Origin of the sequence: Nocardia aurantiaca, assembly GCF_009708175.1 — a bacterium.
Taxonomy (GTDB): domain Bacteria; phylum Actinomycetota; class Actinomycetes; order Mycobacteriales; family Mycobacteriaceae; genus Nocardia; species Nocardia aurantiaca.
The window spans coordinates 18,190-43,536 of record NZ_WMBB01000023.1 but is presented as its reverse complement, the minus strand read 5'-3'; the positions used below and the strand labels follow the sequence as shown (position 1 = coordinate 43,536).

The window sequence follows — 25,347 nt, the reverse complement described above, 5'->3', positions numbered from 1 at the left end:
TCGAGCGCGCTCGAAATATCGCGCCACATGAAGGAGTGAGCCATGACATCGCGCCGATCGGTGCTCGCCGTACCCGGTAGCAACCCGCGCATGATCGAGAAGGCCAAGGGACTGGCCGCCGACGAGGTGTTCCTGGACCTCGAGGACGCGGTCGCGCCCGCGGCGAAGGCGGCCGCGCGGGCGAACATCGTGACGGCGCTCAACGCGGGCGGCTGGGGCACGCAGATTCGGGTGGTGCGGGTCAATGACTGGAGCACCGAGCACACTTATGCCGACGTCATCACGGTGGTGGAGGGCGCGGGCTCGGAGCTGGACGCCATCCTGCTGCCCAAGGTCACCGACGCCGGGCAGGTGCGGGCCTTGGACCTGCTGCTGACCCAACTGGAGAAGGCCAACGGGCTGCCGGTCGGGGGGATCGGGATCGAACCGCAGATCGAGAACGCGCTCGGGCTGCGCAATATCGACGCCATCGCCACCGCGAGCCCGCGCGTGCAGACCCTGGTATTCGGGCCCGCCGACTTCATGGCCTCCATCAATATGCGCACGCTGGTGGTGGGGGAGCAGCCCGAGGGCTACGAGCCGGGTGACGCGTATCACCACATCTATATGACGATCCTGTTGGCGGCCCGCGCCCACGGCCTGCAGGCCATCGACGGCCCCTACCTGGCGGTCCGCGATATCGACGGTTTCCGCCGCAACGCTTCCCGCACGGCCGCACTGGGTTTCGACGGCAAGTGGGTGCTGCACCCGGACCAGATCACCGCGTGCAACGAGATCTTCAGCCCGCGCCAGGCCGACTACGACCGGGCCGAGGAGATCCTCGAGGCCTACGCCTTCCACACCTCCACCGAGGGCGGCGCACGTGGCGCGGTCATGCTCGGCGACGAGATGATCGACGAGGCCAGCGCCAAAATGGCTCAGGTGATCGCTGATAAGGGCAGGGCCGCCGGAATGACGCGAACCACACCTACTCCGTGAATCCGGCACGGCGGCGCCGTCCGTGGACGCGAAATAGCATGATGGAGTCATGACGAATCCCTTGGGGAATGCGAACCGGGGCCGTCCGGGACTGCCGACGCCACCGTCGGGCTGGCCGGTCGGCTCCTACCCGACCTATGCGGAGGCGCAGCGGGCGGTCGACTATCTGGCCGACAATCAGTTCCCGGTGGAGGGCGTGACCATCGTCGGCGTCGACCTCATGCAGGTCGAGCGCGTGCTGTATCGATTGACCTGGGGCAAAGTCATTGGCGGCGGCATGGTTTCCGGCGCCTGGCTGGGCTTGTTCCTGGGTCTGCTGCTGAGCTTGTTCACCACCGGCGGGGCCATCGGCCCGCTGGTGGTCGGCCTGGTCGGCGGCATCATCTTCGGCCTCATCTCCGCGTCCATCCCCTACGCGGCCACCCGGGGCCAGCGCGATTTCGCGTCCACCATGCAGTTGGTGGCGGGCCGCTACGACGTGCTGTGCGACCCGAAGACCGCGGAGCAGGCGCGTGACATGCTCGCCAGGCTGGCCATCTAGATCGATGGAGGTGCTGGACGAGGTCCGGGCCGCAGTGCTCGGTCATTACGGTGTGGAGTCCGCGGACGCGGCGTCGGTGACGTTCCTGGGGTTGGAGCCCATCGACATCCTGCGCATCCCGGACGGCGAGTTCGTGCACTACGCCACGCTGGGCGGCTCCCGGCATCCGATGACGGATCCAACCGCGGCGCTGGCCGACCCGGTGCGCGGTCCGCGCGCGGAACTGGTGCTCACGCTGCGCGGCGGCGCGGGCGCGGGCTCGGGGCTGACCCGCACGCTGGGCGTGCTGGTGGCGGCCCCGTCGGTGGAAGGCGTTGTGCTGCAGGAGGATGCGCTGCTGGATCTGGGAGAACCCCTGTGGGCCGGTGCGCCGTTCACCGCGGTGCTGCTGGGCGAGAGCGATATCCCGGCGGTGACGCTGCCCGAACCCGCTGACCCCGTGCGGTTTCTGACGGTCGCGCCGATCACGGCGACCGAGGCGGCGTGGGTGCGGATTCGCGGCGCGGCCGCGCTGCGGGAGGCCTGGGCCGAGGCGGAAATCGATGTGCGCGATCCCGCCCGTGCGGCCGCGTCGCTCTAGTCGAAGGGGTTGCCGTCGATCGGGCAGGTCGCCCCGGTCGCCGGAAGCGTTCTCGCGGTGAGGTATTCGCGCACGGCGGCCTCGGAACAGGTGCTGTGCACGTACATGCTGCTGTGCCCGGCTCCTTCGACCACCAGCACGCGCGCGTTCGCCAGTTCCGCCGCGCCCGAGATGGCTCCGGCCAGCGGCGTCGCGGGATCGTTGCGGCTGTTGACGACCAGGATCGGGGCGGTGGGCCGATTCCACGGTCCCGGATAGGGGCGCACCGCGGTCTGCGGCCAGTAGGCGCACGTCAGGGCATCCAGGACGCCGAGACGGCCGAAGACCGGCACCCGATGGTCCTCGCTGGCGGCGAGGTCGCGGTAGCGCCGCTCGTCGCGCGGCACCCGGCTGTCGGCGCACTGGACGGCGTGGAAGGCCTCGGTGTAGTTGTCGTCGTAGGTGTTGACGCCGGTGCCGACCGGGCTCGCCGAGCTGCCCGTGCCGATATCGGCCACCTGCCGGACCAGGGCCGAGGTCTCGGCGAGCACATCGGTCGGCAGATACGGCGTGTCGCGGAGATCGTAGAGCAGTTGCAGGGTGGCGGCGAGCCGCGGCCAGCCGGCCGGGTCGGACAGCTGGCCCGCCGCGGCCACGACGGTGCCGTAGTCGTAGCGTTTGCCGTCCCACGAGATCGGTTCGCGCCGTACCCGTTCGAGGATCCGCTGCCATTTCTCGCGCGGATCCCCCGCGGAGAAGGCGCAGCCGGGCCCGGCGGCCACGCAGGCGTCGAGCATGGCGTCGAAGCTGCCCGCGATTCCGGTCGCGACGTCCTGCCGGGTGTCGACGGGCAGGTCGGCGGCATTGTCGTCGAGCCCGAACGCGTTGCCGCGGAAGTCCATCGAGCCGTCCAGCACCATGGCGCGGACGCGGCCGGGAAACATGTTGGCGTACACGGCGCCCAGATAGGTGCCGTACGAGATTCCGTGGTAGGTCAGCTTGTCGTCGCCGACGGCCCGCCGCAGCAGGTCCAGATCCCGGGCGGTGTTGTCGGTCGACAGGTGTGGCAGCAGGTCGGCGGCGCGCTCCGCGCAGGCGTCGGCGAGGGTTTTGGCGGCGGCGAAGAACGGCGGCTCGGTGCCGGGCGTGCCGGGCATGGCCGGATAGGTGGCGAAGAACAGCTGCTGCGCGGTCGCGTCCGGAAAGCAGTGCACCGGTGCGCTGTTCGCGGCGCCGCGGGTATCCCAGGAGACCAGATCGAAGCGGGCGCGCAGGGCGTCGGAAAACAGCCAGGGCCAGTGCGCCCGCTCTCGCAGGCGGGCTACGCCGGACCGGCCGGGGCCGCCGAAGTTGACGAACAGGGTGCCGATCCGCCGGGTGGGATCGGTGGCGGGGAGTTTGATCAGGGCCAGATCGATCGATCGGGCCTCGGGGTGCGCGTAGTCCAGGGGCACTCGCGCTGTCGCACAGGAGAATCCGGAATCGCAGCCGGTCCAGTGCAGGGTTGGGGCCGGCACGGCATCGGCGAGAGCGTCGACGTAGGAGTCGATCGCCGGGTCGGCCGACGTGGGCACCGGCACCGCTAGCAGTAGCCCGAATATCGCTGTCCACCAAGCCATCCGGCGAGGCATCGGAGTATCCCTCATCACGAACACAGCCGAATTCATAGCAACCCGGTGGCCGTCGAGTCGAGGCGCTCAGCAACGTCGCTGGTGGAGTGCGGTGCTCAAAGCCATTTGTTGCGGTGGAAATTCGCGTACAGGACGGTGCAGAGCAGCAGCATCACGCAGATCACCAGAGGATATCCGTAGGGCCATTTGAGTTCCGGCATGAAGTCGAAGTTCATGCCGTAGATGCCGGCGATCATGGTCGGCACCGCGGCCATGGCCGCCCAGGCGGAGATCTTGCGCATGTCGGTGTTCTGCTGGACGCTGACCTTGGCCAGCGCGGCATTGATGAGGGCGCTGAGCGATTCGTTGAAGTCGATGATCTGCTCGGTCACCGCGGTGTGATGGTCGGTGACGTCGCGCATGTAGCGGCGGATCTCCTTGGGCAGCGGCAGGGTCGTGTCGTTGGCGAGCACCTGCAGCGGCAGCTGGGCCGGCTTCACCGCCCGGCGCAGCTCCACCACCTCGCGCTTCAGCTGGTAGATGGCCTCGATCTGCAGCTTGTTGGCGGGTGTGAAGACCTCCTCCTCCATGGCGTCCACGTCCTCCTCGATGGCGGAGGTCACCGTCACATAGGAATCCACCACGTGGTCGGCCACCGCGTGCAGCACCGCCCCGGGCCCGAGCGCCAACTGCTTCGGGTCGGCCTCCAGATCCTTTCGCACCCCGGCCAATCCGCTGTGTTCGCCGTGGCGCACGGTGATCACGAAGTCGGGTCCGGCGAACACCATGATCTCGCCGGTGTCGACGATCTCGACGACGGTGTTGAGTTCGTGCTCGAGGTACTGCACGGTGCGCAGCACCAGGAACAGGATGTCGTCGTAGCGTTCGAGTTTCGGCCGCTGGTGGGCCTGCACGGCGTCCTCGGCGGCGAGCGCGTGCAATCCGAAGGTCTGCGCCACGTCGGCCATGAGCTCCTTGCCGGGTTCCAGCAGTCCCAGCCAGACGAATCCCTCGCGGCGCTCGCGCACTTCGTCGAGCGCGTTCTTGTAGGTGGATCGGTCCCACAGCCGCTGTCCGTCGACGTACACCGCGCAGTCGACGACGCGTCCCGCCCGGCGCGCCGGGAGCGGAGTGTCCTGTCGCGCGCCGGTCCACCCGGGCCAGCGGAAGGACGGCAGCGGCGAATTGGTCGACACATCAACGATGCTAATCGGCCCGCCTCCGGCGATCGTTCACGGCGGAGGCGATGATCATGTGCGGCGGAGGCAATATAGACGGCGTGCGTATCGATCTCCACACCCATTCCACCGCGTCCGACGGCACGGACACCCCGGCCGAACTGATCGCGAAGGCGGCGGCCGCCGGTCTCGACGTGGTTGCCCTGACCGACCATGACACCACCTCCGGCTGGGCCGAGGCCGTCGCCGCCCTACCGCCGGGGTTGACGCTGGTGCGGGGCATGGAGATGTCGTGTGTGGGGCTGGGGGAGGACGGCTATCCGGTGCCGGTGCACCTGTTGGCCTATCTGTTCGATCCCGAGAACGAGTCCTTCGCGCAGGAGCGGGAGCGGTTGCGCGCCGAGCGTGTGATGCGGCTGCGGGCCATGGCCGAGCAGATGGCGGCCGACGGCCTGCCGATCGATCCGGACGCGGTGATGGCCTCGGTCGGCCCGTCGGCGGGTCGCCCGCATCTGGCCCGGGCGCTGGTCGAGGCCGGCGTGGTGCCGACGGTGGACGCCGCTTTCCTGGAGTTGCTGGCCCCGCACGGGCGCTATTACGTCGAGAAGGCCGACACGCCGCTGCGCCGGGCGGTCGAGATGGTGGCCTCGGCGGGCGGCGTGAGTGTGGTGGCGCATGCCCGGGCGCGCAAGCGCGGCCGCCTGCTGGCCCTCGACCACATTCGCGAGCTGACCGATTTCGGGCTGGGCGGGCTGGAGCTCGACCACCCGGACCACAGCGCCGCCGACCGCGAGATCTTGCGCGGGCTGGCCGCCGAGCTGGGCTTGCTGACGACCGGATCGTCGGATTACCACGGGGCGAACAAGACCATTCGGCTCGGTGAATTCACCACCGATTCAACGCAATTCGAGGAAATCGTCGGCAAAGCCAGCGGGGTTCCGGTGATCTCCGTATGAGGGTGGTCCGGGGCCTGAGCGGAATGGTCGCGGGGGGCACGCTGGTGCTGGCGGCCACGGTCTTCGGTGCCGCGATCATCGGTGCTCGGCGCGGTTTTCCGGGTCCCGGATGGGTGGATGTGACGTGGCATGTGACCGCGGCGCTGGCGGTGGTGGCCGCCCAGATTTATGCCGATAAGCGTCAAGGTTTCGCGGCTTTTTTCGGATGTGCGGTCGTTTTCGGGATAGCTGGATATCTGCTCTGGGCGCAGTGGTGGAATTGAAATGCGCACAACAGTTGCGAGTGGGTGAACTGTAGTCGAACATTTGTCGAATGACCGAATTCGACGCCGATGTGCTGGTGCTGGGAGGTGGCCCGGCGGGGGCCTGGGCCGCCCTGGCCGCTGCCGCCGCGGGCGCGCGGGTATTGGTCGCCGACAAGGCTCGCTGCGGTGCCAGCGGGCCGACGGCGCGGGGCGGGGTCACGCTGTGGAACATCCCGTCCGGCGCGGCTCGCGAGGAGGCGGTGCGGCAGAACTTCGCCCACGGCGGCGGGCTCGGGGATCCGGAGTGGATGTACCGGGTGCTGGAGGAGACCCATCGGCGTGTCGGCCAGTTGGTGACCGGCGGCTTCCGTTTCCGGGGCGAACACGCGGAGCGCCCCGCGCGGGTCTATCTCGATGGCGCGAAGTATCTGGGGCGGCTGCGGCGCAGCATGGTGGTCGCGGGGGTGCGCATCCTCGATCACCATCCGGCGCTTCAGTTGGTCACCGACGGTGACGGTGTCGTGTCGGGCGCGTCGGGCGTGGCGCTGCACGGCGAGTCCCGCGGCTGGACCGTCCGGGCCCGCGCGGTGGTGCTGGCCACCGGCGGCTGCGCCTTCCTCTCCGGCGGCGCGGGCACCGATGTGGACACCGGCGACGGGCTGCTGATGGGTGCGGAGGCCGGGGCCGAACTGTCGGGCATGGAGTTCTCCAACGCGTATTCGCTGGCCCCGGTCGCCGACGGGCCGCTGCTGGGCGGCCGCCCGGTGGCCGCGGTGTTCGCCTCCGACCAGGTGATGCATTTCGCCACTCTCTACGACGAGTCGCGATCGGTGCTGTCGGGGCAGGGATGCGGTTCACGGGCGCAGGCTTTCGCGGCCATCGCCGACGGTCGGCGCGTCTATGCCGGCCTCGACGAGCTGCCCGAGACGGTGCGCGCGGAACTGTGGCGGCACTGTCCCAGCGTGACGGGTCAGGTGCCGCTGTGCGCCGTGCTGGAGGGCACCGTGCGCGGCACCGGCGGGCTGCGGCTGGCCGGACCGGATTGCGCCACCACGGTTCCCGGGCTCTACGGCGCGGGCGATGTCACCACCCGCGAGCCCATCACCGGGGCGGTCAGCGGTTTCGGCGGCCAGAACGGAGCCTGGGCCATCTCGTCGGGCGTGTGGGCGGGCGCGGGCGCGGCGGGTTTCGCCGCGGCCCGGCGCAAGCTCGGCAAGGTCCGTCCGGTCCCAGGCGCGGGCCTGGGTGACAAGGCTCGCCTGGATCCGCGCGCGGTGGTCGGTCTGGTCCAGGAGCACACCCTGCCGCTGCGCCGCAGCTACTGGCGCAGTGAGGGCAGCCTGCGCGACAGCATCTCCGAACTGGACGGCCTGTGGCCCGGTGTCGAATTGGCCCTGGGCGGAAAGGGGCCCGATCGCCTGCTCGCCCGGCAGGCCGCCGCCCTGCTCGCCGTCGCCCGCTGGACCAAGTACTCGGCCCTGGCCCGCACCGAGACCCGCGGCATGCACCGCCGCACCGACCACCCGGGCGTCGGAAGTGACTGGCGGGTACGGTTGCTGTCCGGGGGGCTGGAAGACGTATGGGTTCGACCGGACCTCACAGCGGTGGTCGCAAGCCCCGCTTGACAGCTCACAGCCGTGGTCGCGACCGCGTTGTGACAGTTCTCCGAGTTCAGGTTCCCACCAGCGAGTTTCCGTTCATCTGGGTGTGATGCGGCTGACTTACCCTTCAACGATGGTGAGGCGACGCGACGGACCCGGGGGCGATTTGGCAGGCCGTCGCGGCGACTGGCAGAATGGTTCGATCCCGGCCGCAGCCACCGCCCGGCCCGGGACACTCGGTGATCACGAACCCCGACTCGCGGGTTCACACGAGGTCACCCCGGCTGTATCGCCCGGACACACCCCTCCGGTTCTCGCTCGACGATCTGCGCTGCCGCGACACACTTCTCGCAATGCCGTAAAACTTTGTGTGCGTAGCCACGATGAGGTGGCAAGGTTTCCACGAAGTCGATCAGAAGTGGTGTCGATGTCGCTGAACGCGGCTGCGGCAAAAGATATATGAGCACCGAAACCAAATTCCGCCATTACCGAACGGTAACCGTCCAACGGTTGAGTCCGAACCGATCAGGAGTGAAATCGTGTCACCCGTGACTGAAGCAGTGAATGCCACCGAGGCCCCCGCGTCCGATGGGGCGAACCTGTCCGACATCACCACGGAAGAAATTTTCGCCGGGCATCTTGGCGGCAAGCTTTCGGTCGAACTCACCGCTCCGCTGGAGACCCAGCGTGATCTGTCCATCGCCTACACCCCGGGCGTGGCGAAGGTGTGCCTGGGCATCGCCGAGGACGAGTCCCTCGCCAAGACCTACACCTGGGCCGAGCGCCTGGTCGTGGTCGTCTCCGACGGCACCGCGGTGCTGGGCCTGGGCGATATCGGCGCCCGCGCCTCGCTGCCGGTGATGGAGGGCAAGGCGGCACTGTTCAAGAAGTTCGCCGGACTGGACTCGATCCCGCTGGTGCTCGACACCAAGGACCCTGACGCGATCGTCGAGACTCTGATCCGCCTGCGCCCCAGCTTCGGCGCGGTCAATCTGGAGGACATCTCCGCGCCGCGCTGCTTCGAGATCGAGAAGCGTGTCGTCGAGGCGCTCGACTGCCCGGTCATGCACGATGACCAGCACGGCACCGCCATCGTGGTGCTGGCCGCCCTCAAGGGTGCGGCCGCGGTGCAGGGCCGCGACATGTCCGGTCTGAAGGTCGTGGTGTCCGGCGCCGGCGCGGCCGGTGTGGCCTGCACGAATATCCTGCTGGCCGCCGGTGTCTCGGACATCGTCGTGCTCGACTCCAAGGGCATCGTCAGCACCGGCCGCACCGACCTCAACGAGGTGAAGGCCGAGCTGGCGCAGCGCACCAACCCGCGCGGCATCGCCGGCGGCGCGGCCGAGGCGCTGGCGGGCGCGGACGTGTTCCTGGGCCTGTCGGCGGGCACCATCGCCGAGGAGCTCATCGCGTCGATGGCTCCCGAGTCCATCGTGTTCGCCATGTCGAATCCGGACCCGGAGATCCACCCGGAGGTGGCCAAGAAGTACGCCGCCATCGTGGCCACCGGCCGCAGCGACTTCCCGAACCAGATCAACAATGTGCTGGCCTTCCCGGGTGTCTTCAAGGGTGCGCTGGACGCCGGCGCGCGCCGCATCACCGAGGGCATGAAGGTGGCCGCGGCCGAGGCGATCTTCAACGTGGTGGCGGATGAGCTGTCCGTGGACAGGATCATCCCCAGCCCGCTGGACCCGCGCGTGGCTCCGGCCGTCGCCGAGGCGGTCGGCAATGCCGCTCGCGCGGAGGGTGTCGCCTGATTCTCGACTGGAGGTCGGCCCCCTCGCGGACACTGCGAGGGGGCCGATTCATATTCGAGGGACGGTGTTCAGCGCAGAGTGCGGGACACCGTCCGCTATCGATCCGGTCTAGACCGTGGCCGGCGTCTTTTCGAAGTCGGTGGTGGCGGCATTCTCGCTCCAGCCGGGCGGGCCGAAGATATATCCGAGACGACCGCGCCAGGTTCGGGCAGTCCGGACATCACGGACCAGATCGACGAGTTCCGTGTAATTGACCTTGATCGGATTGTCGGTATTGATGTCTTTGGTCAATCCGTAGCGAATCGGCTCGGTTTCCGCGGCGAAGCTGCCGAAGAGGCGATCCCAGATGATCAGGATGCCGCCGTAATTGGTGTCCAGATACGGCTGGTTGGAGCCGTGGTGCACGCGGTGGTGGGCTGGGGTGTTGAACACGAATTCGATGGGCCGCCACAGGGTTTTCACGCGCTGGGTGTGGATGGGGAACTGGTAGAGCAGCCCCAGCGACTGCAGGGCGAACACCATCCAGGCCGGGAAGCCCAGCAGCGCGGCGGGCACCCAGCACAGGCCGCGCACGATAGCGGCGGCCGGATGCGCCCACGGCAGCCGGATGGCGGTGGAGAAATTGAAGAACCGGCTGGAGTGGTGGACGCTGTGCGAGGTCCACAGCAGCCGCACCCGGTGGTCGGCGCGGTGGGCCCAGTAGTAGCAGAAATCGGTGACGATCAGCCCCAGCACCCACACCCACCAGTGCTCCGGTGACAGGCGCAGCGGCGTGAAGTGCGCCGCCAGCACCACGCCGGAGAACGGGATAGCCTGCGCCAGAATCGGTTTGGCAATGCGTCCGAGCGCGAAGGTGGCGATGTTGGAGGTGGTGTCACGCCGGTCGATGCCATTGGCCGGCCGGGCCGGATCGCGGCGGTCCTCGACCCATTCGATCAGCATCAGCAGCGCGAACGCCGGCAGGGCGTAGATGAACAGATCGGCATTCACGGGCATGCTCCTCGGCGGGACGGTCGGGGTGCGGGCATGTCTTCGACGCTAGTTCGGCCGCGCGGCCGAATCGTCGCGCCGATGGGGGATTCCGTGTCCCCCACACGGGGGACGAGGGGTTCCCGGGGTACCGTGCGGCCATGGATATGACCAGGTCGCTGGCTAGGCAGTCGCTGCTGGTGGCCGCCGCGGCGGCGATCCTGGACGGCGCCCAGATGGTGATGTGCGGGGCCTTCGGCCTGGCGCCCGTGCTGGCCGCCATCCTCACGGTGGCCACGGTGGCCGCGGATCTGGCGCTGGCCGCACCCGCGTCGACGGCGGCGGCGGTCGCGGTGGCGCAGGTGGTGGTGAAGGTGTCGGTGGCGCTGTTCGCGCACCACTACGGGATCACCGCGCGGGTTTTCGACGTCGGTTTCCTGGTGGCCGGATATCAGGCGGGGGCGTGGCTGAGCGGGCTCATTTCGGTGCTGACCGTGCTGATGTTGGCCGGCGGCTCGCTGGTGGTGAACGTGGTGGCGGTCATTTCGGGGGCGAACAATCCGATCCGGCTGGTGATCTTCGCGCTGGGCGCGGGCGTGGTGCCGTGGTTGGTGGGCCGGTACACCGCGGCGCGCGGGGCCTATATCGCGGAGCTGGAACAGCGGGAGCGGCTGCGGCGGCAGGAGGAGCGGGCCGCGCTGGATCGGGCGCTGGCCGATGAGCGCGAGGCCATCGCGCGCGATCTGCACGACGTCATCTCCCACCATGTGAGCGCCATCGGCATTCACGCCGGGGTGGCGCGAATGGCCCTGTCCCGCACCGATACCGAGGCGGCGGCGCGGTCGGTGTCGGCGGTCGAGTCGAGCAGCCGGGCTGCCATGGTGGATCTGCGCAGGCAGCTGGATATGCTGCACGGCCGCGACGACGAGGGGCAGCGCCAGCCCGGCCTGGCCGATATCGAGGACCTGGTGCAGCGGGTGCGGGACGCGGGATTGACTGTGCATGTGGCGGTTTCGGGTGAGCCGCCGGTGCTGCCGGAGTCGCTGGACGTCATGCTCTACCGGGTGGTCCAGGAGCTGCTGACCAATGCGCTGCGGCACGGGCGCGATCCGGCCGCTCTCGAGATCGATTATCTGCCGGGCGCGGTGGAGCTGCGCGAGACCAATCCCATTGCCGCCGTGGAGACCACCGACGAGGTACATCGCGGCCTGGACGGCATTCGCCGCCGGGTCGAACTGTTCGACGGCACCGTGGTCTACGGTGCCGACCCGTCCGGGACCCGCTGGGTCATCCGGGTTTCCGTGCCGATCGGAGCCGCATGAGCATCACCATCCTGATCGCCGACGACCATACGGTCTTCCGCTCGGGCCTGCGCGCGGTGGTGGACGCGCACCCGGATCTCGAGTGCGTGGCCGAGGTGGGCGACGGCCGCGCCGCCATCGAGGCGGCCGCGCGCACCCATCCGGATGTGGCGATTCTGGATGTGCGGATGCCGAAACTGGATGGCCTCGCCGCCACCGAGGTGATCGTCGCCGCGGGCGGCACCCGCGTCCTGGTGCTCACCACCTACGACAGCGAGGCCAACCTGCACCGCGCCCTGTCGGCAGGCGCGAGCGGCTTCCTGCTGAAAAGTCTTCCCCCGGAAGAACTCGTGGCCGCCATCCGGGTGGCGGTGCGCGGCGACGCCGTCATCGACCCGTCCATGACCCGAAGGCTCGCTACCCGTTTCGCCCTCGGTATCGCCCCGCCGGTGGAGCCGCCCGAACTGGCCCAACTGACCGCCCGTGAACGCGAAGTCCTCCTCCTGCTCGCCGACGCCCGCAGTAACGGCGAGATCGCCGCGGACTTGGGCGTGGGTGAGGAGACGGTGAAGACCCACGTCTCCCGAATCCTCGCCAAACTCGGTGTGCGCGACCGCATCCACGCGGTCGTATACGCCCACCAACATGGACTCGTACATCTCGGTCGTCCGCGCTGACGCCGATCGACCGGCCGCTGCCGGCTGCCGTCGCGGAGGACGCGCGAAGCCGATCTTCGCCGGTGGTTCGTCGCGCCTGCCGACGTGATCGGATTCGTTGTGGTGCCGACAAGCCGAGGCCCGGTTGAATCGGCGGTCAGTGCCTCGACGTCTCGGTTCATGTCGGTGTGTCGTCGGCTCGGGCGGGTGCTGCTCGGGCGGCGAGTCGTCGCGCTATTTGGAAGGAGCTGATTTCGATTTTCGCCGCGCGGTCGGGGTCGGCGGTCCGGCTGAGTTCCGAGCAGGCGATGACGAGATCCGCGGCCGAGAGGGGTCGATCGGTGAGCAGCGCGTCGAGCATGTGTCGTTCGTCGGTCGACAGTTCGAGTGTGCGTGTGACGGTGTTGAGAACCGCAATCCTGTTGCCCAGCGGTCTTTTCGACAGTCCTCGCAGGCGTTTGGCCAGATGGGTCAGAAATGTGGGGGTGAGCCACTGCTGTGCGAGTGCCTGGACATCCTCGGCGATCTTGCTCATGCGGTCTTCAAAGGTGTGGGCGCCGACGGCGACTGTATCGGGACCGAACCCCGGCATCGGTTGGATGATTCGCGACAGCTCTGGGAACGCGATGACTTGGCCGTGATCGGATAGGACGAGTTCGGGGGTCACGGTGAGCAGGCGATGACCTGTCTCGGAATTGGAGATCCGGACTCCCAGGAAGCTCCCCACGGTGCGGCTGCCGAATCGGCGGCGCGCCCAGTCGAGCATCCTGGTTCGGGACTGGGTCGTTTCGTCAGGTTCTGACCGCGGCGGGTCGAACATGTTGGCCAACAGGGATAATGAGGGCGAGAAAATGCTGCAGGTGAGATGCTCGTCGGTCAGGTCTGCCGAGTACATCTCGACGTAGGCGCCCGCGCGGCGGATTCCTTGCACCATCGCGCCGAGTGCGTCGAGGTGGTCGACCACTGTCGCGGTGTCGGCCAGGACCGCTCGCACGACTCCGGATTTGCGGTGCGGATTCGGTGCGAACAGTCTCAGTAGGAAGATGCGGTTGTGGCGATGATCCGGGGCTGATAATGCGGTGGGCCCGTGCAGCATTCCGTTTACGTTGGCGTCGTAGAGATCGAGCCGTCCGTCGTGCCGTAGTTGCGCCAGGTAGGGCGCCGGTATGCGCAGGTTGTGCGCGATCTGCTCATCGGCGGCGGCAGTGGGCTGGAAACGCCCGTCGGCTGTATTCTCCGTCTCGTTGTAGTCGATTCTGCGAGTGCCGAACAGTTCGAGGGCGCCGTTGCTGGCGTGAATCGCCGATGCCGGCGCGAAGGTATCGATCTTGATCGTTTTTTGGCTCTCGAGGATGGCGAGAAGCTGCCCGAAGTTCGAGATGTGCTGGTTTCGGGGCCTGGGGGTGAGTGATGAATCGTGCATGTGCGTATGGATTTCGGATAGCCATTTGTATGGATGGCATAGCGCGCCTATGTTGTTGATTTCCCTCACGCTCGACGTGAGTGTCGGGTGTGAGCCGGCCGCTTCCCCGTGTTCCAGGCGACGCTACCGACCATAATGTGTCGTAAACCACTGTCAAATGGTCAATTCGAAGTCGGAGAATTGACCGTTTGGAGGATGCCTTGGCATCACCGGATATGGCACTGCCGCGGCCGGCTTCGATATTCAGGCGCGGTCCAGGCTGTGGCCGGCGAACTGCTCCCCGACCGCCCCGCGCTCGCCGCGGACGCCGCACGGCTCATCGCCGAACGTGTCGTCCACACCAGCCCAGACCCGGGACGTGCCCACGTCCATCAGCTCGTTGGAACCGTTCACCGCGGACGACCGCGCCGACGTTGCCCTGCACGGGATCGACTCGCACATCCCAATCCGCGGTCCGTCACGGGGAACCGGTCGGCCGAGCAGGAGCCACGATCGGCACACGAATCAAAGCCACACTTGATTCTCCCGGGCCGGCCGGATTCCGCACACTCAGTCGACCGACAAGAAAAGGCGGGACACGGATCACCTTTGCTGACAACGTAACTCACAGCAGGCGGCACGCTCTCGGGCGGCGTCCGGCCCAATTGTCATGTCGTGATCGTGAGCTGGGTCGCCAATCGGGCAGCCTCGTGCTTGGAGGCTGCGGCCACGCGTTTTTCGCCTTCGATGCGGGCTCGGATCGCGGCGACCGAGTGATGGTCTGGGGTGCGTGTGCTCGGGAAATGTCGTCGGGCGGTCTGCGCGAGATACAACGCGATGATCGTGAAAGTAGCTGCGGTGGTGACGAGTTCGGTGATCATGGTGTCCTCTTCAGGCTAGGCCGGGTAGGTGCGGGGGATGTCGCGGAGGACGATGCGGATCGCTCGTAGGACCGCGGTGAGGGGCTGGAGCATCTCGTACTGCGGGTATCTGAACCAGTGGGGCTCGGGTCCGGGCGGAGGGAGAGGGGACGGGAGGGTGATGTGGATGCCCGGCGGGAGGAACTCGCACCGCGCGCGGCGGCGGAGATCGGCGGCGCAGCGGGTCAGGTCGAGCGGGCTCGGGGCGGCCAGGAGGATCAGGTCGCTGCCGCCTTTGCCCTCGTCCAGGATCGGCGTGACCCGCTTGCTCCAGAACAGCTCGTCATCGATCAGCGCCGCCAGGCCGTTCGGCGCATTGACCGCGCTGACATCGCTGGTGGACAGCGTGATTCGGATGCCCGACACCTGACAGGGCAGACCGTAGAGCTCCCGGTACAGCCATATCTGTCGTTCGATCGGACTCTCACCGGTCATGCCTGCGCGTTCGGGCATCGGCTCAGACCTTCCTCGAGATACTTGCGGGCGCTCTCCGCGCGCGGGCATGGCGGCTCGCAAGTGGCGTGGATTGCCAGAATCCCTTCGGCGCGTTGGCGGCTGACCGGCCAGATACGGCCGTCAAGGCAGCCGTCGGCGACCCATTTCTCGACTGTTCGCGGGTAGGTGGCCATCTGAAGTCCTCTCGGCGGCGTGGTCTACCTCGAAGCTCACTCCTGTTCCGGTGGCATGAAAACTGAAAACTGGAAATCCAGATCGAGTTTCCTGTTTGCCCAGCGCGTGTCCCGAAGTCGGTGGGACGATTTTCTCGATCCTGAAATCAAGGCCCGCGAAATCTGGGAACTACGACGGCGTCAGAACGGGAAAACCCATGCCCGAGAACACGAGTACCCTCACGCGCCGCCAGTTGGGGCGCTACCTGCGCGAAGCGCGGGAGGCAGCGAAGTTGACTCTGAGTCAGGCGGCGAAGGTCATGGAGTGGGGCACAAGCACTCTCCAGCGGATCGAGGTTGGCGAAACGGCCAAAATTCGCATACACGACCTAGATAAGCTGATCAGCCTGTACGAGGTCGACGACCACTGGGCGGTCACCCTGCGGGCCATGGCGCAACAGGCGGCAGTCAAGAGCTGGTATCACGAGTTCGGTTCGGTTATCCCGGAGGACTTCCGGCTGTATGTCGACATGGAATACAACGCCCGGATAGTGACGTCGTTTCAGCCGGATCTGGTACCTGGGCTGCTCCAGACTCGCCCGTATGCGCGGGTCCTGACCAGCGCTGCCTATCCCGATGACGACGAAGACAAGCTCGGCGGCAGACTCGAGTTGAAGGCCCGACGTCAACGCGCCATCACTCGTGACGTCAACCCGGTCCAGTTCAACGTCATCCTCGGAGAAACCGTGTTGCGCAGAGTCATCGGAGGGCCGAGAGTAATGGCAAACCAGCTCGAGTGCCTCGCCACAGCCAGCACCCGGCCCAACGTCTCCCTCCGCGTCCTTCCGTTCTCCGCGGGAATGCCGACGGGTCGTCAGACCGGTCCATTCGTGATCCTCGAGGCGAAGCTCGACAGCCGTGGCGACCCGGTCGAGCCGCCGACTGTGTATGGAGAGGGGTTCTCGACGGACATGTACACCGAGAAGTCGGACATCGTTGAGAGCTACGCATCCGCCTTCAGGACTCTCCAGCGAGCAGCGTTGGACGAGATGAGCAGCAGGCAACTGGTGCGTGATGCAGTAAGGGAGTATTTGTGAACAACGAACTACGCGAGACGCTTTGGTTCAAGAGCAGTAAGAGCGGCGGCGGCAAGGAGTGTGTCGAGGCCGCGTTCCTGGTCGGTGGCAAGGTCGGCGTGCGCGACTCCAAGAATCCCGCGGGGCCGGCGCATGTCTTCACCGCCGGTCAATGGGATGCGTTCGTCGGCGCGGTCATGGCGGGGAAGTTCGACCTGGCCCGCGGTTGATCGATCGAAGGACCCCCGAAATGCGCACCGGGCCCGGTCATTTCGACCGGGCCCGTACGTGGTGACCGCTTACTTGTGCCGGCCGCAGGCCTTGTGATAGTCGATGACGGCCTGGCGGGCGGCCCTCAGGTCCTGCGCCTCCTGCGGGTTGGCCTGCCGCCATGCCTTCAGTTTGGCGCGGCGCTGGTCCTTGGGCAGGGTCTTCACCTTGGCGATCTCGGCGGCCACGTCCGGGTGCGCAGCCAGGTAGGCGGCCACCTTGGGGGCGGCGTCCGCGCGGGCCGCGGCGGCGGCCTGCGGGCCGCACTGCGGCGTGTCGGCGGAGGCGGTGCCGGGCACGGCCAGGGCGATGGCGGCCGCGCCTGCGGCGCCGGCGAGGAGCGCGGCAAGGGTGCGTTTCATTCTCACTCCAGAATCGTGGGGTTCGGTTCCCCACCGAATCTGCCCGGGCAAGCTGAAGGCGGCCTGAATCGGCCGGCCATCTTCAGGTGATCTTCAGACACAGCCCGGCGATCACGGGAGCGCGGGCGGCGCGCCGGCGGGCAGCCGTAGAACGAAGACCGCGCCGGGCGTCCCGGGGGCGGGGTCGGCGCAGGTCAGGTCGCCGCCGTGGGCGCGGGCCAAGCCGCGCGCGATGGCCAGGCCCAGGCCCGAGCCGTCCGGGCGATTGTCGCGGGCGTGGTCGAGGCGGACCAGGCGGTCGAAGATCCGCTCGCGATCCCCGGCCGGTATCCCGGGGCCGCTGTCGGAGACGACGAGTTCGACGGTCCCGGCGTGCGGACGCAGCTCGATGGTGATGCGGCCGTGGTCCTTCATGGCCTGGCAGGCATTGGTGAGCAGGTTGGTGAGGATCTGGGTGATCCGCTCGGGATCGGCGGGCACGGTGGCCGCCGTGCCGGTGAGCTGGAATTCGATGTGCGGGTGCAGCATTCGCATGCGGTCCACATGCGTGGCGGCCAGCGCGTACAGGTCCACCGGCTCGAGCCGCAGTCGCAGACCGGCGTCGATGCGGGCCAGGTCCAGCAGGTCCTCGACCAGGCGGCCCGCGCGCTGGGTCTCGCGGACCAGGAGCAGCAGCATGCGCTGGCGGTCCTCGGGATCGGTGTCGGCGGGCTGTTGGAAGACCGCCTCGGCCAGCGAGCGCACCCCGGTGATGGGGGTGCGCAGTTCGTGCGCGGCATCGCCGACGAAGACGCGGATGCGCTGTTCGGAGGCGCGGGCGCGGGCCTCGGCGGCCGCGGTGTCGCGCAACGCGCCCTCCAGCGCGTCCAGCATTTCGTCGAAAGCGGCGGCGGTGCGTCCCAATTCGGTGTCGGTACGGGACGGTTCGAGTCGGCGGCCCAGGTGGCCGTGCGCGATATCGCGGGCCAGCCGGGTCATGGCGTCCAGCGGCGCGAGCGCGCGGCGTACGCCGAACCAGAGCCCGATCGCGATCACCGCGATGGCCCCGGTGGTGGCGAGGGCCAGCAGCAGACCCAGCCGCGACTGCACCCGGGCGATCAGCGGGGTGTCTATCTGCAGGGTGAGACGACTGTCGTTGAGCGTGCCCGGTCCGGTGAGTTTGATGAATCGGGTCTTGGTGGTGCTGTCTTCCGCGAGGCGGTGGTCCAGGCTGCCGAAGGTGCGACCGTCGGGGAGCACCAGCCGGACCCGCACCGAATGCGTGTCCACCCTGGTGATCAGGTCCTCCGGCGAAACCCCCTGCTGCGCGAGCTGTCTGGCCAGCTGGGCGCGATCGGTGAGCACGGTGTTCTCGCTGCGGGTGACGACCAGCCCGAACAGCGCGTGCACACTCAGCGCGACCAGCACCAGCACGATCCCGGAAACCAGTGCGGCGGTGAGGGTTACGCGCCCGCGCAGCGAGACGGTCTTCATCGCGGCAGCCGCAGTGTGTATCCGAGCCCGCGCACGGTGTGCACCACTCGCTCGCCGTGTTCCTCGAGCTTGCGGCGCAGCGCGCTCACGTGCACCTCGACCAGATTCGGGTCGTAGTCCTCGTATCCCCAGACGGCCGTGAGGATCTGGGTCTTGGTGAGCACCCGTTCCCGCTGCGCGGCCAGGTAGGCGAGCAGTTTGAACTCGGTCGCGGTGAGGGTGAGTTCGTGCCCGGCCCGCCGCGCGCCCCCGGCGTCCACATCCACCTCGAGGTCGCCGATCACGATGCGGCTCTGCAGTTTTCCCATCCGTCGCAGCAGCGCGTCGACGCGCGCCACCAGTTCGGTGAGGTCGAAGGGTTTGACCACGTAGTCGTCGGAGCCGGCACGCAGCCCGCGCACCCGGTCCTCGACGCCGTCGCGGGCGGTGAGCATGACCACGCCCGCGGCCGAACGCGCCCGCACCGATTGCAGCAGCGCGAAGCCGTCGCGGCCGGGCAGCATGACATCGAGGACCACGACATCGGGCCGGAACTGGGCCAGGTCCTGTTCCAGCAGGACGCCGTCCGCGCGCGCGAGCACCTGGTGCCCGGCGGCGGACAGCCCGGCTCCTACCGCGGCTCGAATGGCCTCGGCGTCTTCGATGACAAGAATGCGTCCCGGTTGCACGCGGCAATTCTGCGGTCTATGCCTGTGAATCCGCTGCGAACCGGGACGCTTGCCGTGAGTCGGCGCGGTGCGATGGGATCAGTGCGGCACGGCGACGGCGGTGATGAATTCCACCAGCTGCTTGTCGGAGATGTTCCTGGCCAGGTCGGATTCGCAGATCATGCCGACCAGCTGGTTGCCCTTGCGCATATCGAGCACCGGCATGCGCTTGATCTGGTTCTGCTCCATGACGTCCAGGACGGTGCTCAGATCCGTGTCGACGTCGACCGACCACACGCGGCCCTGGGCCAGATCACCGGCCCGGACCCGGCTCGGATCGTGTCCCATGGCGACGCAGCGCACGACGATGTCGCGGTCGGTGAGCATGCCGATCACGGTTTCCCCGTCGCAGATGGGGAGGGAGCCGACGTCCATATTGCGCATGAGCTGGGCGGCGCGATCGAGGGTTTCGTCGGCGGGGATGCATTCCGCACTCCGGTGCATGATGTCGCGAGCCTTCACTGCAACCTCCTGTCTCGGATGGGTGTTGCCACGACACATCGTGACCCCGATCACATCAAAGGTCAATGCGCGTGGGCCGCACGCGGCTCGTGAGCGTGCGCAGACGACCCGTGCCCGGCACGCTCAGCCACACCGCGAAGGCCAGCAGACCGTCCAGCGCCAGCGCCAGCGCGGCCACCAGGATCGCGCCCACCAGCACCTTGTCGTAGCGGTAGAGGCTGATGCCGTCGAAGATGTAGCGGCCCAGCCCGCCGAGGTTCACATAGGCGGCGATGGTGGCGGTCGCGACGACCTGCAGGGTGGCCGCGCGCAGGCCGCTCAGCAGGACCGGGAGCGCATTGGGCAGCTCGACCTGGAAGAGCACCCGGGGTTCACTCATGCCCATGGCCCGCGAGGCGTCGACCACGATCGGATCCACATTCGCGATGCCCGCGTAGGCGCCCGCCAGCAGCGGCGGAATGCCGACGGTGAGCAGGGCCAGCAGCGGTGGCGCCAGGCCCAGCCCCATCAGCAGCACCACGAAGGTGAGCACGCCCAGGGTCGGCAGGGCGCGCATGGAGTTGGCGAAGCCCACGATGAGCGCCGAGCCGCGCCGGGTGTGCCCGATCAGCAGCCCGATCGGCGCCGCGATGACCGCCGAGAGACCCACGGCCAGCAGGCTGTACCAGAGGTGTTCGAGGATGCGCCGCCCGATGCCGGCCGGGCCGGACCAGTTCGCGCTGTCGGTGAGGAAGTGCCAGGCATCGAGGAAAAGGTTCATGCCGCATGTACTTTCAGCCACGGCGTCGCCACCCGGCCCAGCAGATACAGCAGGCGGTCCACGATCAGGGCCAGCATGAGCACGACGATGATGCCCGCGACGATCTCGTCCGGGTAGTCGCGCTGGTAGCCCTGGGTGAACAGCTTGCCGAGGCCGCCGACGCCGATCAACGCGCCGACGGTCACCATCGAGATATTGGTGACAGCCACGACGCGCAGATTGGCCATGAAAACCGGTAGGGCGAGCGGGAAATCGACGGTGAGCACGCGCCGCCAGCGCGGATAGCCGATGGCGTCGGCGGCGTCGAGGGTGTCGGCGGGCACCGAGTCCAGGGCGGCGGGGACCGCGGTGACCAGCAGAGCTACCGAGTAGATGGTCAGGGCGATAACGACATTCAGCGGATCGATGACGCCGATGCCCAGCAGCGGCGGGATGATGACGAACAGCGCCAGTGACGGAATCGTGTAGGCGATGCCGGCCGCCGTGGTGGTGACCCGCCGCAGCCAGCGCGCCCGATGCGCGAGCGCGCCCACCGGAACCGCGATCACCAGACCCAGCAGCAGCGGCAACAGCGCCAGATACAGGTGGGTGCGGGCGTATCCGGCGATCTCGTCGAAATTTGCGAGGAGATACCTCACCGGGTCTCCTCGAAGAAGACCCGATTGCGTTCGGCGTTCTCGACGGTGCGCTGCCGGTGCAGCTGCTCGAGCACGTCACGGGCCACGATCGCGCCCACCGCCGCGCCGGAATCATCCACGGCCACGCCTATTTCCGAGGGCGAGGAGATGGCGGCGTCGAGGGCTTGGCGCAGGTCGCCACCGGCCGGGAAGAGCGAGCCGCCCGCGGCCATGCTGTCGGCCAGGGCGTGCCCGGCGCGCACGCCCTCCACGCCGGTGGCGTCGATCCAGCCCATGGGCCGCTTCGCCCGGTCGACGACCAGCCGCCATTCTCCTTTCTCGAGACGGATCGCGGGGATCTCCTCCGGCGTCACCGTCGAGAGTTCGCGCAGCGGAACGGTGTCGGCGGGCCGGAACGACAGCTCCCGGTAGCCGCGGTCGCGGCCGACGAAGCCGGCCACGAAATCGGTGGCGGGCTGGGCGAGTACGGTCCGCGGCACATCGTGCTGCTGGAGGTACCCGCCCGGCCCGAAGACGGCGATGTGATCGCCGAGCTTGATCGCCTCGTCGATATCGTGGGTGACGAAGACGATGGTCTTGTGCAGTTGGGCCTGCAGCCGCAGCATCTCGTTCTGGAGTTCGGTGCGCACCACCGGGTCGACGGCGCTGAACGGCTCGTCCATGAGCAGGATCGGCGGGTCCGCGGCCAGCGCGCGGGCCACGCCCACGCGCTGCTGCTGACCACCCGATAGCTGCGCCGGATAGCGTTGCGCCAGAATGTGATCCAGTCCGACGCGGTCCATCGCCTCGAGCGCGTCCCGGCGGGCCGCGCGGCGGGACTGTCCACGCAGCACCGGCACGGTGGCCACATTGTCGACCACGGTGCGGTGCGGCATCAGGCCCGCGTTCTGGATCACGTAGCCCATGCCGAGCCGCAGCTTGACCGGGTCGAGGCGCGAAATATCCCGCCCGCCAACGGAGATGGTGCCCGTACTGGGGCCGATCATGCGGTTGATCATCCGCATGGAGGTGGTCTTGCCGCAGCCGGACGGCCCGACGAACACGGTGAACGATCCTGATTCGATGCGCAGGTCGAGGTTGTGGACGGCGGTGGTGCCGTCCGGATACGTCTTGCTGACGCCGGTGAACGCGATGTCGGACACCGTATCCCCTCCCTTACGCAATCGGCTTGTCGAGCCCCTGCGCGGCCACCCACTGCCCGGCGGCCGCGGCCGGCTCGGTCTTGCCGCTGCCGGAGACGGCGGTATTGAGCGAGATCAGTTCGGCGGTGGTCAGTTTCGCCGAGACCGCGTCGAGCACCTTCACCAGCTTGTCGCTCTTCTTGGCGGTGTTGTAGAGCGGCACCACGTTCTGCGGCGGGAAGTTGTGCTTCGGATCGGTCAGCACCACCAGGTTGTTGGTCGCGATGGCGGGGGAGGTGGTGAAGATGTCGGCCGCGGTGACCTGACCGTCGGTCAGCGCCTTGACGGTGGCGGGGCCGCCGCCGTCGGCGATCGGCACGAAGTTGGCGGCCGGAATGTCCAGGCCGTAGTTCTTCTTCAGGCCCGGCAGGCCGCCCGGGCGCTCCGAGAATTCCGCGGGCGCGGCCAGTTTCACCTCGGCCGAGTGCGGGGCCAGGTCGGCGATGCTGGTCAGATTCCACTTGTCGGCGGTGGCCTTGGTGACCACCACGGCGTCGGAGTCCTCACCGGGCGCGGGGGCGCCGATGGCGAGTTGATCGCCCAGCGCCTTGGTCAGCGCGGCGGTCACCTCGTCGGGCGTGGTGGCGGTGCTCAACTTGTCCAGGTACTGCAGCAGATTGCCGGTGTAATCGGGGATGAGGTCGATCGAGCACTGCTTCAGGGCCGGCACGTACGCTTCGCGGCTGCCGATATTGAGCTTGGTGTCGATACCGAAACCGTTGGCGCGCAATGCCGCCGCGTACACGTCGGCCACGGTCTCGGATTCCGGGAAGTTGGCCGATCCGACGGTCACCTTGGTGGTGTCCCCGCCGCAGCCGCCCCCGCCGCCGAGCGGGTTGGACGTGGAGCCGCCGCAGGCGGACAGCGCCATGGCCGCGGCCAGCGCGACCGACGCGGCCAGAATTCGGAGTGCGGTTCGGGCGGTGCGCCTGGCGTCGGCGCGCGTGGTGATGAGCGAGTGCACTGTCGTCCTTCCGAGCGGGGTGCCTGCGCGGGCGGGGTGGCGTGCACCCCTGAACAGACCTAACTGTCCATAGTGCCCGGCTCTTCCCGCGAACGTTGCCTACCCTGTGGTCGGTTTCGCGCATTTGGCGGATACGGTCGAGCCATCCTGTCGGGTCGTTTCGCGCGGCGGATCCGCTCCGCTCGCGCCGCGCGGAAATCGGCGGTGCGGCGCGATACGCGGGTCGGTTTCGCCTTCGGGAGGGGTGGCGCGGCAGACTGTTGCGCGTGTTCGGCACAGACTCCCACGCCTCGCCCGACCCCGGCCGCCGCGCAACCCGGCGGCGTCCCGCGGGGCGCGCGCGAGCCCTCCGCCTCGGGCGGACTCTGCTGGTCGTCGCGGTCGCGGTGGGCGCGGTGGCGTGCGGGAGGGCCGACACCGGGCCGGTATTGACCGTGGGCGCGGGGGATTCGGCCGAATCGATGATGATCGCCGAGCTCTACGCGGGCGCGCTGGCCCGCACCGGCCTGCACACCCGGACCGATCGGGTGGGGCAGCGCAAGGATCTGCTCGCCGCCCTGGACGCCGGCCGGATCGCGCTGTTCGGGGATGTCAGCGGCGATCTGCTGACCACCCTGGACTCCACCGCCGCCGTCACCAAGCCCGACGAGGTGAATACGGCCCTCGCCAAGGCGCTTCCGGAGGGCATCGTCGACTCCGATGCCGCCGACGGCGCCGATCTGCGGCCCGCCGTGGTGACCGCCGAATCCCGAACCACCGGCCTCCCCTCCTCCCTGCGGGACCTCGCCGCCCGCTGCGACGAGCTCAACGTCGGCATCGACACCGGCACGCCCCTGGACGCCCTGCGCGCACCGCTGGACCCGCAGCGCGATGTCGTCGACCCGCTGAACCGGGTCTACCACTGCGCGATCACCCACACCGTGACCTTCGCCGACGACACGGACCTGCGAAAAGCGCTCTCCGACGGCGAAATCCAGCTGGCCGTCCTCCCCGGCCCGCTCGCGTTCCTCTCCGACGGCGGCGTCGGCCTGACCCCGCTCGCCGATCCGGACTACGCCTTCCGGGCCGCCATGGTCGTCCCGGTCCTGCGCAAGGCGGCCCTGACCGATCAGCAACTACGCAAACTCAACTACGTCGCGGGCGAACTCACCACCACCGATCTCGCCGCCATGATCCGTCAGGTCCGCGACCAGCACGCCATTCCCGCTGCCGTCGCCCGCGACTGGCTCGACGCCCACGCCCTGTGAACCGCGTTCGGCCGTCGCGATTTTCGCGGGTGGCCGAACCCCCGGTGTTATCGGAGAGCGGTTTTCGCACGATCTGAAGCCACCGCTGGTGGGTCGGTCATGCCTGCTGAGCGAGCGTGAGCTCGCACGGAACGTTGCGCGAGGACACCGGTCCTGATGTCAGAGCAGACCGCGTGCGTCAGACCTCTGGTCTCACCGCTTCGCCATCGCGGCGATGCGCAGGTCTCTGGTTCGGGACTGGTGAGCGATCATCAGCACGCGCGCGCTCTCCGCGTCACCGGACCTGACTGCGGCGAGGATGTCGCGGTGTTCGGCCTCGATTTGCTGCAGATTCGATTCCGCCTGAGCATCTTTGGCGTCATAGACGCGTAGTTGGGCGTCCAGCCGATCCATCAATTCGGCGATCGTTTGGTTGTGGGCAGCCGCGCGAAGGGCGGTGTGCCACTCGTTGTGCAGCGCCAAGCTCGTGACCGGATCACTCGACTCGGCCGCTTTGTCGAGGAGCCGGGCCAGACGAGCCAGATCGAGCTCGGTGTGCCGAGCAGCGGCCGAGTAGGCGATGGCGGATTCGAGTGCGATGCGGGCCTCGCAGATCTCGAGGATCTCCTCGGCGCTGCGTTCTCGCACTCGGTATCCGCGTGGCGCCTGGACGACCAGCCCCTCGTACTCGAGCCGCTGCATGGCCTCCCGTACCGGGGTGCGCGAGAGCCCCAACTGCACACCGACCGCGGCGGGAACCAGCATCGCCCCGGGCAGGTACTCCCCGGCTGTAATGCGTTCGCGTAACTGCTTGTACGCGTACGACTCTCGTTCCACCATGGCCCCTCTCCAGCGCGCCGACATGGCACATCGCAACCTCTACCAGAGCTGAGATGCCGGGGTAAAGAGTTCGAATCCATGTGTATACATATGCAGACACTGGTGTG

General features: G+C 68.2%; 28 protein-coding genes. 12 read left to right on the top strand and 16 right to left on the bottom strand.

Translation table 11 applies throughout. From position 1 onward, the window contains the following. The first annotated feature begins 42 nt into the window (after positions 1-42). The 3 genes from GLP40_RS32260 to GLP40_RS32250 are packed head-to-tail and all read left to right on the top strand — an operon-like array spanning position 43 to position 2,099. Entirely contained in the window at positions 43-978 is a 936-nt protein-coding gene (locus tag GLP40_RS32260) for an HpcH/HpaI aldolase/citrate lyase family protein (protein WP_154791802.1), read from the top strand. A gap of 49 nt (positions 979-1,027) precedes the next feature. Then, positions 1,028-1,519: a general stress protein gene (locus tag GLP40_RS32255; protein WP_154791801.1), complete on the top strand. Its 492-nt coding sequence runs from the start codon at positions 1,028-1,030 to the stop codon at positions 1,517-1,519. Positions 1,520-1,523: 4 nt separating this feature from the next. Next, positions 1,524-2,099, top strand: a complete 576-nt coding sequence (locus GLP40_RS32250; protein ID WP_154791800.1) for a suppressor of fused domain protein — start codon at positions 1,524-1,526, stop codon at positions 2,097-2,099. On the opposite strand, the gene GLP40_RS32245 is transcribed toward GLP40_RS32250, so the two are convergent. Beyond that, positions 2,096-3,709, bottom strand: coding sequence for an alpha/beta hydrolase (locus GLP40_RS32245; RefSeq protein WP_230330149.1), 1,614 nt, complete (start codon positions 3,707-3,709; stop codon positions 2,096-2,098). The two genes, GLP40_RS32250 and GLP40_RS32245, sit on opposite strands and share 4 nt — an antisense overlap. A gap of 95 nt (positions 3,710-3,804) precedes the next feature. Then, positions 3,805-4,866, bottom strand: coding sequence for a magnesium/cobalt transporter CorA (gene corA, locus GLP40_RS32240; RefSeq protein ID WP_154791816.1), 1,062 nt, complete (start codon positions 4,864-4,866; stop codon positions 3,805-3,807). 101 nt (positions 4,867-4,967) lie between these two features. Here corA and GLP40_RS32235 point away from each other — a divergent pair, with 101 nt between their 5' ends. The 4 genes from GLP40_RS32235 to GLP40_RS32220 all read left to right on the top strand — a co-directional run bounded on the left by GLP40_RS32235 (position 4,968) and on the right by GLP40_RS32220 (position 9,425). Next, positions 4,968-5,822, top strand: a complete 855-nt coding sequence (locus GLP40_RS32235; RefSeq protein ID WP_328290918.1) for a PHP domain-containing protein — start codon at positions 4,968-4,970, stop codon at positions 5,820-5,822. Continuing rightward, positions 5,819-6,085, top strand: a complete 267-nt coding sequence (locus tag GLP40_RS32230; RefSeq protein ID WP_154791798.1) for a hypothetical protein — start codon at positions 5,819-5,821, stop codon at positions 6,083-6,085. The genes GLP40_RS32235 and GLP40_RS32230 overlap by 4 nt, the downstream gene beginning before the upstream one ends. A gap of 50 nt (positions 6,086-6,135) precedes the next feature. After that, on the top strand, positions 6,136-7,692 hold the full coding sequence (locus tag GLP40_RS32225; RefSeq protein ID WP_154791797.1) for an FAD-dependent oxidoreductase: 1,557 nt from the start codon (positions 6,136-6,138) through the stop codon (positions 7,690-7,692). 515 nt (positions 7,693-8,207) lie between these two features. Beyond that, positions 8,208-9,425, top strand: a complete 1,218-nt coding sequence (locus tag GLP40_RS32220) for an NAD(P)-dependent malic enzyme (RefSeq protein WP_407671739.1) — start codon at positions 8,208-8,210, stop codon at positions 9,423-9,425. A gap of 108 nt (positions 9,426-9,533) precedes the next feature. On the opposite strand, the gene GLP40_RS32215 is transcribed toward GLP40_RS32220, so the two are convergent. Further along, positions 9,534-10,421, bottom strand: coding sequence for a sterol desaturase family protein (locus GLP40_RS32215; RefSeq protein ID WP_154791796.1), 888 nt, complete (start codon positions 10,419-10,421; stop codon positions 9,534-9,536). A gap of 134 nt (positions 10,422-10,555) precedes the next feature. Here GLP40_RS32215 and GLP40_RS32210 point away from each other — a divergent pair, with 134 nt between their 5' ends. Then, positions 10,556-11,716 (top strand): sensor histidine kinase, encoded by a 1,161-nt coding sequence (locus GLP40_RS32210; RefSeq protein WP_154791795.1) that lies wholly within the window; start codon positions 10,556-10,558, stop codon positions 11,714-11,716. Further along, positions 11,713-12,372 carry a response regulator gene (locus GLP40_RS32205; protein WP_154791794.1) on the top strand — a complete coding sequence of 220 codons (660 nt, stop codon included), beginning with the start codon at positions 11,713-11,715 and terminating at the stop codon, positions 12,370-12,372. The genes GLP40_RS32210 and GLP40_RS32205 overlap by 4 nt, the downstream gene beginning before the upstream one ends. Before the next feature lie 157 nt (positions 12,373-12,529). Here the strand turns inward: GLP40_RS32205 and GLP40_RS32200 are convergent, their stop codons facing one another. The 4 genes from GLP40_RS32200 to GLP40_RS32185 form a co-directional block, all read right to left on the bottom strand. Next, entirely contained in the window at positions 12,530-13,843 is a 1,314-nt protein-coding gene (locus tag GLP40_RS32200; protein WP_154791793.1) for a hypothetical protein, read from the bottom strand. 174 nt (positions 13,844-14,017) lie between these two features. Further along, positions 14,018-14,167 carry a hypothetical protein gene (locus tag GLP40_RS32195; protein WP_154791792.1) on the bottom strand — a complete coding sequence of 50 codons (150 nt, stop codon included), beginning with the start codon at positions 14,165-14,167 and terminating at the stop codon, positions 14,018-14,020. Positions 14,168-14,421: 254 nt separating this feature from the next. Further along, entirely contained in the window at positions 14,422-14,634 is a 213-nt protein-coding gene (locus GLP40_RS32190) for a hypothetical protein (protein ID WP_154791791.1), read from the bottom strand. Between the two features lie 15 nt (positions 14,635-14,649). Then, positions 14,650-15,126, bottom strand: a complete 477-nt coding sequence (locus GLP40_RS32185; protein WP_154791790.1) for a hypothetical protein — start codon at positions 15,124-15,126, stop codon at positions 14,650-14,652. A 373-nt stretch (positions 15,127-15,499) separates the two neighbouring features. Here GLP40_RS32185 and GLP40_RS32180 point away from each other — a divergent pair, with 373 nt between their 5' ends. Further along, positions 15,500-16,378 carry a helix-turn-helix domain-containing protein gene (locus GLP40_RS32180; RefSeq protein WP_154791789.1) on the top strand — a complete coding sequence of 293 codons (879 nt, stop codon included), beginning with the start codon at positions 15,500-15,502 and terminating at the stop codon, positions 16,376-16,378. Further along, positions 16,375-16,587 carry a DUF397 domain-containing protein gene (locus tag GLP40_RS32175; RefSeq protein ID WP_328290916.1) on the top strand — a complete coding sequence of 71 codons (213 nt, stop codon included), beginning with the start codon at positions 16,375-16,377 and terminating at the stop codon, positions 16,585-16,587. Before GLP40_RS32180 ends, GLP40_RS32175 begins: the two co-directional genes overlap by 4 nt. A gap of 69 nt (positions 16,588-16,656) precedes the next feature. Here GLP40_RS32175 and GLP40_RS32170 read toward each other — a convergent pair whose 3' ends face one another. The 8 genes from GLP40_RS32170 to GLP40_RS32135 form a co-directional block, all read right to left on the bottom strand. Continuing rightward, positions 16,657-16,989, bottom strand: coding sequence for a hemophore-related protein (locus GLP40_RS32170; RefSeq protein ID WP_154791788.1), 333 nt, complete (start codon positions 16,987-16,989; stop codon positions 16,657-16,659). 111 nt (positions 16,990-17,100) lie between these two features. Then, entirely contained in the window at positions 17,101-18,462 is a 1,362-nt protein-coding gene (locus GLP40_RS32165; protein WP_154791787.1) for a sensor histidine kinase, read from the bottom strand. Continuing rightward, positions 18,459-19,130 (bottom strand): response regulator transcription factor, encoded by a 672-nt coding sequence (locus GLP40_RS32160; protein WP_328290915.1) that lies wholly within the window; start codon positions 19,128-19,130, stop codon positions 18,459-18,461. The genes GLP40_RS32165 and GLP40_RS32160 overlap by 4 nt, the downstream gene beginning before the upstream one ends. A gap of 78 nt (positions 19,131-19,208) precedes the next feature. Then, entirely contained in the window at positions 19,209-19,631 is a 423-nt protein-coding gene (locus GLP40_RS32155) for a CBS domain-containing protein (protein WP_328290914.1), read from the bottom strand. A gap of 55 nt (positions 19,632-19,686) precedes the next feature. Then, a complete protein-coding gene (locus GLP40_RS32150; protein WP_154791814.1) occupies positions 19,687-20,391 on the bottom strand; it encodes an ABC transporter permease in 705 nt (234 codons plus the stop codon). Then, positions 20,388-21,029, bottom strand: coding sequence for an ABC transporter permease (locus GLP40_RS32145; protein ID WP_328290913.1), 642 nt, complete (start codon positions 21,027-21,029; stop codon positions 20,388-20,390). The genes GLP40_RS32150 and GLP40_RS32145 overlap by 4 nt, the downstream gene beginning before the upstream one ends. Further along, complete coding sequence (locus tag GLP40_RS32140) at positions 21,026-22,171, bottom strand: ABC transporter ATP-binding protein (RefSeq protein WP_328290912.1); 1,146 nt, start codon at positions 22,169-22,171, stop codon at positions 21,026-21,028. Before GLP40_RS32140 ends, GLP40_RS32145 begins: the two co-directional genes overlap by 4 nt. A 13-nt stretch (positions 22,172-22,184) precedes the next feature. Then, positions 22,185-23,081, bottom strand: coding sequence for an ABC transporter substrate-binding protein (locus GLP40_RS32135; protein WP_154791812.1), 897 nt, complete (start codon positions 23,079-23,081; stop codon positions 22,185-22,187). Between the two features lie 359 nt (positions 23,082-23,440). Here GLP40_RS32135 and GLP40_RS32130 point away from each other — a divergent pair, with 359 nt between their 5' ends. Beyond that, positions 23,441-24,421: a glycine betaine ABC transporter substrate-binding protein gene (locus tag GLP40_RS32130; protein ID WP_328290911.1), complete on the top strand. Its 981-nt coding sequence runs from the start codon at positions 23,441-23,443 to the stop codon at positions 24,419-24,421. Positions 24,422-24,613: 192 nt separating this feature from the next. Here the strand turns inward: GLP40_RS32130 and GLP40_RS32125 are convergent, their stop codons facing one another. Then, positions 24,614-25,240, bottom strand: a complete 627-nt coding sequence (locus tag GLP40_RS32125; RefSeq protein WP_230330148.1) for a GntR family transcriptional regulator — start codon at positions 25,238-25,240, stop codon at positions 24,614-24,616. Positions 25,241-25,347: the final 107 nt, after the last annotated feature.